This is a genomic window from Streptomyces sp. NPDC091289 (genome assembly GCF_044757365.1).
Taxonomy (GTDB): Bacteria; Actinomycetota; Actinomycetes; order Streptomycetales; family Streptomycetaceae; genus Streptomyces.
The window spans coordinates 1-11,275 of sequence record NZ_JBIVUT010000036.1 but is presented as its reverse complement, the minus strand read 5'-3'; the positions used below and the strand labels follow the sequence as shown (position 1 = coordinate 11,275).

The 11,275-nt window shown below is 73.6% G+C and carries 8 protein-coding genes; 3 read left to right on the top strand and 5 right to left on the bottom strand.

Annotated elements, in window-relative coordinates; translation table 11 throughout:
• Positions 1–105 precede the first annotated feature (105 nt).
• The 5 genes from ACIQPT_RS35030 to ACIQPT_RS35010 all read right to left on the bottom strand — a co-directional run bounded on the left by ACIQPT_RS35030 (position 106) and on the right by ACIQPT_RS35010 (position 7,651).
• Positions 106–918: an ATP-grasp domain-containing protein gene (locus ACIQPT_RS35030; RefSeq protein ID WP_401162039.1), complete on the bottom strand. Its 813-nt coding sequence runs from the start codon at positions 916–918 to the stop codon at positions 106–108.
• A 31-nt stretch (positions 919–949) separates the two neighbouring features.
• Entirely contained in the window at positions 950–2,203 is a 1,254-nt protein-coding gene (locus tag ACIQPT_RS35025) for a cytochrome P450 (RefSeq protein ID WP_401162038.1), read from the bottom strand.
• Complete coding sequence (locus tag ACIQPT_RS35020) at positions 2,200–3,501, bottom strand: cytochrome P450 (protein WP_401162036.1); 1,302 nt, start codon at positions 3,499–3,501, stop codon at positions 2,200–2,202. The genes ACIQPT_RS35025 and ACIQPT_RS35020 overlap by 4 nt, the downstream gene beginning before the upstream one ends.
• 108 nt (positions 3,502–3,609) lie before the next feature.
• Complete coding sequence (locus tag ACIQPT_RS35015; RefSeq protein WP_401162034.1) at positions 3,610–5,346, bottom strand: hypothetical protein; 1,737 nt, start codon at positions 5,344–5,346, stop codon at positions 3,610–3,612.
• 124 nt (positions 5,347–5,470) lie between these two features.
• On the bottom strand, positions 5,471–7,651 hold the full coding sequence (locus ACIQPT_RS35010) for a tetratricopeptide repeat protein (RefSeq protein ID WP_401162032.1): 2,181 nt from the start codon (positions 7,649–7,651) through the stop codon (positions 5,471–5,473).
• A gap of 127 nt (positions 7,652–7,778) precedes the next feature.
• Here ACIQPT_RS35010 and ACIQPT_RS35005 point away from each other — a divergent pair, with 127 nt between their 5' ends.
• The 3 genes from ACIQPT_RS35005 to ACIQPT_RS34995 all read left to right on the top strand — a co-directional run bounded on the left by ACIQPT_RS35005 (position 7,779) and on the right by ACIQPT_RS34995 (position 11,146).
• Positions 7,779–8,504: a response regulator transcription factor gene (locus tag ACIQPT_RS35005; protein WP_401162030.1), complete on the top strand. Its 726-nt coding sequence runs from the start codon at positions 7,779–7,781 to the stop codon at positions 8,502–8,504.
• Positions 8,497–10,536, top strand: a complete 2,040-nt coding sequence (locus tag ACIQPT_RS35000; RefSeq protein WP_401162028.1) for an ATP-binding protein — start codon at positions 8,497–8,499, stop codon at positions 10,534–10,536. Before ACIQPT_RS35005 ends, ACIQPT_RS35000 begins: the two co-directional genes overlap by 8 nt.
• Positions 10,537–10,708: 172 nt before the next feature.
• Positions 10,709–11,146, top strand: a complete 438-nt coding sequence (locus ACIQPT_RS34995) for a hypothetical protein (protein ID WP_401162026.1) — start codon at positions 10,709–10,711, stop codon at positions 11,144–11,146.
• Positions 11,147–11,275: the final 129 nt, after the last annotated feature.

The following is an 11,275-nucleotide window of genomic DNA, read 5'->3' as shown; positions in this document are numbered from 1 at the left end:
CCATCCCCCGCCCAGTCGGTCCAACTCACATGGCTGAACGCGAAGTTACCACGGTTGAATCTTCGGCAACCAGGATCTTGCGGGCTGCAACCGGGGTCTTGTGGACTATGGCCGGGCCCGCCGGAACGCCAGGTCCCGTTCGCGGACCGGGCCGCCGGGGCCCGCCGAGCGGAGCACCACGTCCAGGGCGCGATCGGGGTCGGCGGCGTACAGGGTGCTGAACCAGGCCATGTTGGCCTCGACGACGGCCCAGTCGGCGGTGCGGCCGGGCCGGCTCATCCGCCCGACGTCCACGACGACGGCTCCGGGCAGGGTGTGCCCGCACTCCTCGGTGAGCCGGTGGGCGAAGGCGCGTACGGCGGCCTCCCGGGGGTGGCCCGCCAGCGGGGCCGCGTCGAGCTGCCCGTACCGGGCGTACTGGGATCCGGTGCGGATCTCGCCGTCGAGCAGGAAGAGCCTGAACTCGTCCTCCCAGGTGACGACTTCGCTGACCTGGACGAGCGGGTCGCCGGAGCCCGGCGGGGGTGGCGGGAGGGAGGCGCCGTCCGGGTGGACGGCGGCGGGGAAGCTCTTGTCGGTGGGCGGTTTCACGAAGAGCGGGCCGGTGCGGCGGCGGGCCTCGGAAAGGGGCATCCGGCGGACGCTCCGGCCGGTGAAAGCGGCCGGAAGGGCGTCCAGCCACCCGTCGTGCGGCTCCAGGAGCGCCACGCCGAGCGGACCGGCGACGCGGTCGGCGAAGCGCGGGCCTCCGTAGTAGTGCCCGTCCCGCCTTCCCCGGTACCGATCGGGGACTCCGCCGGCGGGCAGCACGGTCACCTCCATGCCGCGCCGGCGCGCCGCGTCGGACAGGAGGGAGGCCGTGCCGGAGCGGTGCGGCGCGAGCGCCAGGAACCCCGGTCCTGCCGGTCCTGATGGCATACGGCCGCTCCCCCGCCCGCCGACCGCGCCGTCAGTCCAGGAGGACGGGGAAGGCGGCCATGTCGTTCTGTGTCATCACCGGAAGCTTGGTGATCTCCTCGTCCGGAATGGCGAGGCGGAGTCCGGGGAAGCGCCCGAACAGGGCGGGCAGTGCGATGCCCGCCTCGACGCGCGACAGGGCCGCGCCGGGGCAGATGTGCGGGCCGTGGCCGAAGGTCATGTGGCGGCCCCGCGTGGGCCGGGTGATGTCGAAGGCGTCGGCGTCGGGGCCGTGCTGCTCGGTGTCGCGGCCGATGGCCCGGTAGGAGATGACGACTCCCTCGCCCTTGCGGATCACGTCGCCGCCGACGGCTATGTCCTCGGTGGCGAACCGCATCAGCAGATGGGTGGTGGGGGTGTCCCAGCGCAGCGTCTCCTCGATGACCGCGTCCCAGCCCGCCTCTCCGGCGAGCACCTTGCGGAGCTGGTCGGGGTGGGAGAGCAGGGCGCGCACGGCGTTGAGGACGAGGCCGATGGTGGTCTCGTGCCCGGCGGCGACCATGGCCTTGAGGTTGCCCACCACCTCCTCCTCGGTGAGCGGCTCGCCGCCCTCCTCGGCCAGGATCAGCGCGCTGGTGAGGTCGTCCGTGGGCCGGGCGGTCTTCTCCCGTACGAGGTCGGTGTAGAAGACGTCCAGCTCGGCCAGCAGCGCGAGGCGTTCGTCCTGCGGGGTGAGCATGGAGAAGAACGCTTTGTACTGCCTGGTCAGCATGGCGTGCTGGGACTCGTCGACCCCCATGAGCATGCCGACGACCCGCATCGGCAGCGGCTGGGCGAACACCGCCTTCAGGTCGACGACCCCGTCCTCGCCCCGCGCGGCGTCGAGGGCGTCCAGCAGCTCCTCGGTGAACTTCTCGATGTCCGGGCGGATCGCTTCGAGCCGGCGCGGGGTGAGCGCCTGGGAGGTCTTGGTGCGCAGCCGCCGGTGCTCGGATCCGTCGACCGTGAACATGGACCGCCCGGCGTCGATCATGCCGATCAGCGGCCATGCACGTGTCACCACTCCGCTCTGCCACAGCCCCCAGGCGTCGATGTCCTTCACCAGCCTGGGATCGACGAGGAGTTGGCGCCCCTCGGCGTGCCGGGTGACCGTCCAGGCGGGTACACCGAGCAGGTCGATCCGGGCGAGGACCCCGGCGTCGCGCAGCCGTGCGGTCTCGCCGTCCAGGTCTTGGACCATCGGGTCGATGGTGATGGTCCCGGCGCTCGGGTCTGCTGGTGCGGCTTCGGCGTGCGGGCAGTTCACAACGCGTCTCCTGTCGTGCGTACGGGGGTGAAGCGGACGGGCAGCGCGGTCGTGCCGCGCAGGAAGGCGGACGGCCGGCGGACCAGTTCGGCGGCGGGGACGGCCAGTTCGAGGTCGGGCAGCCGGTCCAGCAGCACCTCGATGCCGGTCCGGGCGATGATCTCGGCGATCTCCTGGGCCGGGAAGGGGCAGCGGTACTCACCGTGGCTGAACGCCAGGTGCGCGCTGTTGCCACCCTGCCCGGAGCGGACGGCGGAGGCGGTGACCTGCTGCCGGATGTGGGGGTCGGCGTTGGCGGCGCCGAGGCCGAGGAGCAGCATGTCGCCGCGGGCGATGTGCTGTTCGCCGAGCCGGGTGTCGCGCGCGGCCCAGCGGCCGGCCAGGATCTGGGTGGGACCGTCCTCCCAGAGCACCTCGTTCATGGCCTCGGCGACGCTGTGCCGGCCGCCGGACAGGGCGTCGGCGAACTGGTCCTCGGTGAGCATCAGCCGGGTGGAGTTGCTGATCCAGTCGGCGGTGGTCAGGTGCCCGGCCGCCGTGACGGCCATCAGGTCGAGCGCGTACTCCTCGTCGGTGAACGGTCCGGGGTGGGCGAGCATCCGGGAGGTCACGTCGTCGCCGGGCACCGCCCGCTTGGCCGCGACGAGCCGGTGCATGTGTTCGCCGAAGCGCTGGTGCGCCTGCTGGGCCCCGGGTCCGCCGTCGGCGAGGTCCTTGAGCACCCGGGCGATGTCGGCGCCCTCGTCGTCGGGGAAGCCGACGAGCCGGGCGAGCACGAGGACGGGCAGCGGCTCGGCGAACTCGGCGACCAGGTCGGCGGTGCCCCGGCTGCACACGGCGTCGATGAGCCGGTCGGCCAACTGCTCGCAGTGCTGCCGGATCTCGAAGGGGTCCGCCCCTTCGAGCGCCGGTACGACCATGTCGACGTGCCGCCGGTGCTCGGCCCCGGCGGTGAAGTAGATGGACGGCATGGGGGTCCCCACCATGGGCAGCAGCGGCCAGTCGGCGGGGATGTTCTCCCACTGGTTCCACAGCGAGACGTCCCGGGGGTACAACTCGCCGTCGCTGGTGACCTGGTGGAGTTCCCGGTAGCCGATCACCAGCCAGGCGGGAAAGCCGCCGGGCAGCTCGACCGGGACGACGGGCCCGTGTTCGCGCCGCATCGACCGGTAGAGCACCTGCGGTTCGGTGGGGAAGCCGGGCCCGCCGAGCGCGACGGCTCCCTTGCCAGCGCCCATGGGGCAGCCTCCGCCGGCACCGGCCGTGGACGCGGGCGTGGCGGACGAGGGGTTCGGCATCGTACGGACTCCAGTGGCGACGGCTTCGCGCGTTGTGACCATACGATCAACGCGGAACCACTATAAGGAGGTTCCGTGAACCCTTGGGCCCTGTTCACGCATCTTTGATCACAGGATCGGAGTCGGCGGGGTGAAGGCCACCCGGACGCTCCACTCCCCGGTCCGGAGTGTCAGTCCGTCCGTCAGGTCCTTCGACCGCTCCAGGTCGGTCAGCCACAGGTTCACGGCCGAGCCCAGGAGCACCGGGTCGAGCGCGGGCCGCCGGGCCCCCCAGGCGCGTTCGGTGCGCGCCTCCAACTGCCGCCCGCCGCGCAGCTGGACGAGGCAGCGGGTCTCGTCCAGCCGGGCGACCAGGACGTTGAGGTTCTCGTGGCGCAGGGCCGCGTCCGCGATCCAGTCGAGCGCGGCCACCTCCGCGTCCGCGACCGTACGGGCCAGCACCTCCGCGGCGTCGGGCCAGTGGGGGTGGTTCTCCTCGGTGGTGACGGCGTAGAAGCCGAGCGCCCGGGTGTGGTGCCCCTCGACCAGGGGCCGCCGCTGGATCTCGACGCCCCCGGCGTCGTGGGCCCCTGTCACGTCGTACGCCGTGACCTGCGCCCGTCGCTCCGGTTCTGGCTCAGGTACGGGGAGGGGCCGCGGCACGTCCGGGGGCACCCGCACCCCGTGCTTGGCAAGGAACTTGTACATCCGGGCCCGCGTCACCTCACCGGAGGTATCGACCGACGCGAGCTGTCGGTCGACGACGGGCCGCAGCGTCGCCGGGTCGTGCCGGCGCGCCGCGTCCAGCAGTTGCGCGAGGACGTCCCCGTCGGGGTCCAGGCGCGGCGCGCCGCGGGCGAAGGCGGCGGCGGGAGAGAGCGGGTCCAGCTCGTCGAGGCCGGTGGCCGCGAGCAGCGTGACGCGGTCCGCGGCGGCCGAGTAGAACGACGTACTGCCGTGGTCGCCGACCACCCAGTCGCTGGCCACCACCGCGGCCCGCCAGCCCTCCTGCGGCGGAATGACCATGAGCCCGGCGTTCATCGCGGGCCTGAGTCGCTCCAGCACACCGGCGCGGGTGTGCCGGGCCCACACGTTGGGGTGGAAGACGGCCGCGACCGCGAACTCGTCGGCCGGGAGCGAGGTGACCAGCCGCAGCGGCAGCTCCGGATGGCGCCCGAGCAGCGAGTGCTCGCTCCAGGTGGAGTGCACGACGACCAGCCGCCGCCCGTCGACCGCGCCCAGCCGCGAGCGGTACCGGTCCCGCTGGGACATGCTCTCGGTGATGCGCTGGAAGCACCAGTCGCCGACGGCCAGGGCGTACGGCGCCGCCTCGGGGCAGATCTCGGTGAGCCGGTCGATCTGCTCCTGGTGGGAGACGCCGATCGCTTCCGGGACGACCTTTCCCCGCCACATCAGTTCCCGGCGCGACAGCCCGGCGGGGGCGAGGGCGTCGCCCGTCGACTCGGTGACGAGGCGGTTGTACCCGGCGCCGTGCGGCAGCACCATCAGCGGGGCGTCGAGCCGGCGCATCGTCGGATGCACCGAACAGCTCAGGGCCAGATCGAAGTGGCGCCGGGTCGCCTCCTTCCAGCTCAGCACATGGCCCCCGAGGCCGGAGAGGTAGGAGTCGAGTCCGTCGCCGAAGGCCGATCCCGGATTGACCGTGTAGTACTTCTCGATGCCGTCCTCCCTGCGCAGCAGATGCATCACGTCCGCCACCCGGGTGGCGGACGTGAGCGTCCGGGCCACTCCGAGCACCTCAGCCTTCGGCGCGTCGTAGGTGTTCCAGCGGGACGCGGCCGTCCGGCCGGAACGACGGAGCCAGCCGGACGGGCGGCTCAGCAGCGATGACACCGAGGACAACATGGCTCCGGAAGGAGAAGAGGAACGGAAACAGGGAGAAGGAGAAGGAGAGGGAGAAGAAGGGGAGGCGGAAAGGCCGGAGAGGCGGGAGAGGCGGCAGAGGCGGCAGAGGCCGGCGGGCCTGGTCTCAGCCCGAGCCGTCCGCCGGCGGCCTCAGCCCCATCGACTGCCGCAACGCCCGCAGCTTCTCCTCGTACGCGGCCCGCAAGGGTTCTTCCTCGGCCCGCTCGGCCAGCGAGGCGAGCAGCGCGAGTGCCTGGTCGAACTTGGCCAGCTGCCCGAGCTCCGCCGCGCCGTCGGCCGCCGCGACCGCCGCGGCCACGGCCCGGTCCGGCTCGCCGAGTCCGGCGAAGGCACGGGCGCGTACCAGGTCGATCCGCGGCAGCATGGGATCGTCGCCGGCGGCCCGGGCGACGTCGGCCGCCGCGTCCAGGACGTCGAGGGCGGCGGACCACCGCCCGTCGGCCGCCAGCGCCTGAGCGACGTTGTAGCTCTGCACGGCGACCCCGTGCGGGTCCGGCACCGCGCGGTTGGCCTCCAGCGCGCGTTCGAACAACTCACGTGCCTCATGGGGCTGTTCGCGAGCGAGGGCGATCAGACCGCGGGTCTCCCACACCACGCCGCTCAGCCGCGGGTCGGCGGCCAGGCCCAGCAGGTCGGTGGCGGCGGTCAGTTCGGCGTCCGCGTGGTCGAGGTCGCCCAGTTCGTACGCGGCACGGGCCACCTGGTTACGCATCCGGATCTCCACGTCGGGACGGGAACCGTGCTGGGCCGCCTCGATGCCGAGGCGGGCGGTCGCGACGCATTCGGCGAGATATTTGCGGCTGTGGTAGAGCGCCCACAGCGACTCGCACAGCCGCCACACGTCCTCGTACCACGCGTGCTCCGCCGCCGTGCGAACGACGTACTCCAGGTTGACGCGTTCGGCGTCCAGCCAGTCCAGTGCGTCGGACCGCCTCACGAACAGTGGTTCTTTCGCCGAGAGTTGAGCCAGGGTCCGGACCGGCGGCGGCTGGATCCTGAAGCGGTCACCGAGCACCAAGCCGTCCGCGTGCGCCGCCGCGTCGCGGTAGTAGTCAACGGCGAGCCGGAGGACGGACCGCCGCACTTCCTCGGGCAACGCCCGTGCGCGCAGCCGGGCATGGGAACGCGCCACGTCGTGCAGCCGGCAGCGCCGGGGCCGGTCCGGCGACTCCACCAGAACCGCGAGCCGGGACGAGAGGAGCTCGCCGAGCGCCTCGTCGACCCGGACCGCACCGGCGGCCCGCAGCAGATCCGTGGTGGCGGTCGTGCCGGGCAGGATTCCGAGCAGGTCATAGAGCTGCCGGGTGTGCTCGGACACCTCGGCGACCACCGAGTCCAGCACCGCGTCGACCGCCTCGCCCACGCCGCCCCCGCCCTCCTGAGATCCCTCGCGCGCACCCATGGCCGCCGCCCTCTCCTCCCGTACGCCGTCGGCGCCCGCTCCGGGCCGCCCGGCTGCCGTCAGATCACGTACCACGTCGTCGAGGGTCAGATGGGGCCGTGCCGCCAGCCACTCCACAGCGGCCCGCAGCGCCAGGGGGTGCCCCGCGCACAGCCGTACGACATCGGCGGCGGTCTCCTCGTCGGCGTCCGCGTGCCAGCGGCGTACGAGCTCCGTCCCCGCGGCCTCGTCGAGCGGGTCGACGCCGATCAGCACAGCCCCGTCCATCAGCAGCGACGGCAGGGCCCTGCGGGCGATCACCACGAGCAGCCCCTGCGGCGGCACGAGCGCCCGGGCCTCCGGGGCGTGCTGGGCGTTGTCCACCATCACGAGGAGCCGCTTCCCGGCGGCGACGCTGCGGAAGAGCGCCGTGCATTCGGCGAGTCCGGCGGGCACATAGTCCTTGCTGACCCCGAGGGCGCGCAGGAACTGGCCGAGGACCGCGGCGAGATCGACCACCCCGTCCCGGCGGAGGTCCTCCAGGTCGACGTAGAGCTGCCCCTCCGGGAAGAGCCCCTTCAGCTCCCGTACCACGCTCTGGGCGACGAGCTGCGTCTTGCCGACCCCGCCGACGCCGGTCACGAGCAGCATCCCCGGCTCCGGTTCACCTGCCAGGGCCACGGCGGCGTCCCGCAGACCGGCGAGCTCCTTCGTCCGGTTGACGAACACCCGGCTGGGCGGAGGCCCTTGGCTCGGCGGGACGGCAGGGGGCGCCTCCGGCATCCGCAGACCCTCGATGTGGTTCGCCATCAGGACGGGCCCGACGATGACGGCGTCCCCCGACACCGTGTTGTACGCCGTGTGGTGCGCCGCTCCGCCGCCGTCGGTACCGAGGCTGCTCAAACCCGTCTCCTTCCACCGGTACGACCCACCCTCGCGCAGGCGAACGCGCCGGTTCCCTTCCCGGCTTCCGTGTTCCGGAACCCGCCCCGGCCTCGCACTGTAGTCCCGCCGCTCTACGATCGGGGGCGTGTGCGCAGACGTCATAGTTGCCGAGGACGACGAGAAGCAGGCCGAGCTCGTACGCCGCTATCTGGAACGGGAAGGACACGCCGTACGGATCGTGGGCGACGGCCTCGCCGCGCTCGACGCCGTCCGGCACCAGGAGCCCGACCTGCTGGTGCTCGATGTGATGATGCCCCGGGCCGACGGCCTGGACGTGGTGCGGGTGCTGCGGGCCGAGGACCGTGAGCTGCCGGTGCTGATGCTGACCGCCCGCTCGACCGAGGACGATCTCCTGCTCGGTCTCGACCTCGGCGCCGACGACTACATGACCAAGCCCTACAGCCCGCGCGAGCTGATGGCCCGCGTCCGCACCCTGCTGCGGCGGACCCGGCGGCCCGCCGCCCCGGAGCCGGTGGTGGCCGAGGACCCGGTCCTGCGCGTCGGCGCCCTCGTGGTCGACCCGGAGCGGCACGAGGTGTCGGTGGGCGGCGGGACGGTGGAGTGCACGCCGGGCGAGTTCCGGATCCTGGCGGCTCTGGCGGCGGAACCGGACCGGGTGTTCAGCCGCCAGCGGCTGCTGGAGGAACTCCACGGGTTCGACCGCTACATCAGCGCCCGGACCGTCGATGTGCACGTCATGAACCTGCGCAAGAAGATCGAACGGGCCCCGCGGCGGCCGGAGCGGCTGCTCACGGTCTTCGGCGTCGGCTACAAACTCACCGACCCGGCGAAGGCGGCCCGGCGTGCGTAGGACGCGCGGTCACGGCGTCCGGGCGGAGCGGCCGGACCGGGCGGAGCGGCCGGGCCGGGCGCGGCTGCCGCTGCGCCGGAGCCTGTTGGGGCGGCTGCTGGCCGTTTCGGCGCTGGTGGCCGCGTGTTCGGTGGCGGCCACCGCCTGGATCGCCGTGCAGACCACTTCGGGCGCGATCAAGCAGGAGCAGGGGCAGAACCTCACCGCGGACGCCCGGATCTACGACACCCTGCTGGACTACGCGGCCCGCAACCCGACCTGGGACGGGGTCGGTGCGACGGTACGGGAGCTGGCCCGGGACTCGGGCCGCAGGGTCGCCCTGACCACGCAGAGCCGGCAGCCGCTCGCCGACTCCGCCACCGGGGAGACCGCCCCGGCGCTCCCGCCGCAGGCGTCCGCCGTGGTCGACCCGTTGTCCGTGGACACCGTCCTGGCGGCGCGCGGCGCCGACGGGCAGGGCACGGCGGCCGACCGGATCGACCCCCGCGCGGTGGGGCCGTTCCTGCTGTCGGCGGCCGACAGCAGGGCGTTGCGGCGGACCGCCGACGCCAAGGTGGAGTGCCTGAACCGGGCCGGGATCGCCTCGGACGTGGTGGTCGGCGCGAGCGGCCGGCCCCGGGTGCAGATCGTGGGCAACGATCCCGAACGCGCGCTGAGCACCCGGTGCGATCTGGCCGCGCTGGACACCCCCACCCGTTCGGAACAGAAGGCGCTCGACGCGCTGACCGAGCTGGCCGATGCCTGTCTGGAGCGCCAGGGCCGCGAGGGCGTCAAGCTGAACAACGACTTGTCCTGGGGTGATCCGGCCCCCGCGGAAGTGCCGGGCGGGGCCGGGCCGCTGGCGCCGCGTCCGGTGCCGGAGCCGACGCCGCGCGACGCCCCCGCGAGGGAGGACGCGCCGTCCGTCGTGCCGCCGGAGCGCACCGGGGAGAACGACCGGGCGATCGCGTCCTGCGTGGGCACGGCCCGGAGCGAACAGCTCAGCTCGTACGTGGCCTCCCCGGCCCTCCTCTTCATCGGCGACGAGGGCGGCGCGACCCTGCCCGGGTTCGACCTCTCCCCCGCGAACACGGCCAGGATCGCCGGTGCCGCGGCGCTCGTGCTGGCCCTCACCGTGGGCGCCTCGGTGTTCGCGGGAGCCCGGCTGGTACGCCCGCTGCACGCACTGACGGGAGCGGCGCAGCGGATGCGGGACGGGGAGCAGCCAGAGTCGGTGCCGGTGTCGGGTGACGACGAGGTCGGGCGGCTGGCCGCGGCGTTCAACGACATGTCCGCGCACCGGGCGCGGCTGGAGGAGCAGCGCAAGGCGATGGTGAGCGACGTCGCCCATGAGCTGCGCACCCCGCTGAGCAACATCCGGGGCTGGCTGGAGGCCGCCCAGGACGGACTCGCCGACCCCGACCCGGCGTTCGTCTCCTCCCTCCTGGAGGAGGCCGTGCTGCTCCAGCACATCATCGATGACCTCCAGGACCTGGCAGCGGCCGACGCCGGGGTGCTGCGGCTGCACCCCGAACACGTCGAGGCCCGGGAGCTGCTGAACCAGGTCGCCGCCGCCCACCAGGCGCGGGCGGAGAACGCGGGCGTCACACTCGCCGTCACGGCCGCCGCCCCGGACCCGGAACCAGCCCCGGGCCCGGGACCGCAACCCGCCTTGCGCGCGGACCCGGTCAGGCTCCGGCAGGCGGTGGGCAACCTGGTGTCCAACGCCGTACGGCACACACCGGAGGGCGGGCGGGTGACGCTGCGTGCGTACGCGTCTGACCGCGGTGACGGCGGGGACGGGACGGTGGTGATCGAGGTGAAGGACACCGGATCCGGCATCCCGGCCGAGGATCTCCCGCACGTCTTCGACCGGTTCTGGCGCGCCGAGAAGTCCCGCAGCCGCCGCACGGGAGGCAGCGGCCTGGGCCTGGCCATCGTCCGCAAGCTGGTCGAGGCCCACGGCGGCACGGTGGACGCGACGAGCACCGAGGGCGAGGGGTCGACGTTCGTCCTGCGACTGCCCTCCGGAACGGAACCTTCCGGCCCCTGATCGGATGCCCGTCTGATCAGACGCCCCTGATCAGACGCCCCTGATGGGATGACCACAGCGTTCTGACAGCTTCTTCATATCTCCACGCCAGCCTGGCGGCATGCCCCGTCTCCCCGGTGCGAACCGGCATCCGGGACCGTCACGGGGCCGAGTATGGAATGGAGCCATCCGTATGACCGCTTTCACCTCTCGCCTCACCCTGCGTGCCGCCGTCCTCGCCGCTGTCGCGGCCGGCGCGGTGCTGGTCCCGTCCACCGCCGCCTTCGCCGACGCCTCCCCGAAGCCGTCGGAGCCCGCCTCGGCCGCGCCGTCCCCGGAGCGGAGCAAGGCCGCCGCGGACGCCCCGAAGGAGGCCGCCCCGGCGGTGACCCCGCGCGGAGGCGTGGCGGCGGGCGACCGCCCGACACCCGCGCCGAAGGAGGCCGGCCCGGAGGAGGCCGCTCCGGCGGTCACCCCGCGCGGAGGCGTCGCCGCCGGTGAGCGCATCGCCGGCAGCGGCGACAACAGCACCACGGTGCTGGCCGGTTCGGTGGCCGGGGCCGCGCTGCTCGCGGGTGCGGGCACGCTCGTGCTGCGCCGCCGCTCGGCGGCGTCCGGCCACAACGGCTGACCCGCACGACTCACCACCGCTGACCGTGGCGCCGCCCCCCCCCCGGGCGGCGCCCCCCCCCCCCCCCCCCCCCACCCCCCCACCCCCCCCCCCCCCCCCCCCCCCCCCCCCCCCCCCCCCCCCCCCCCC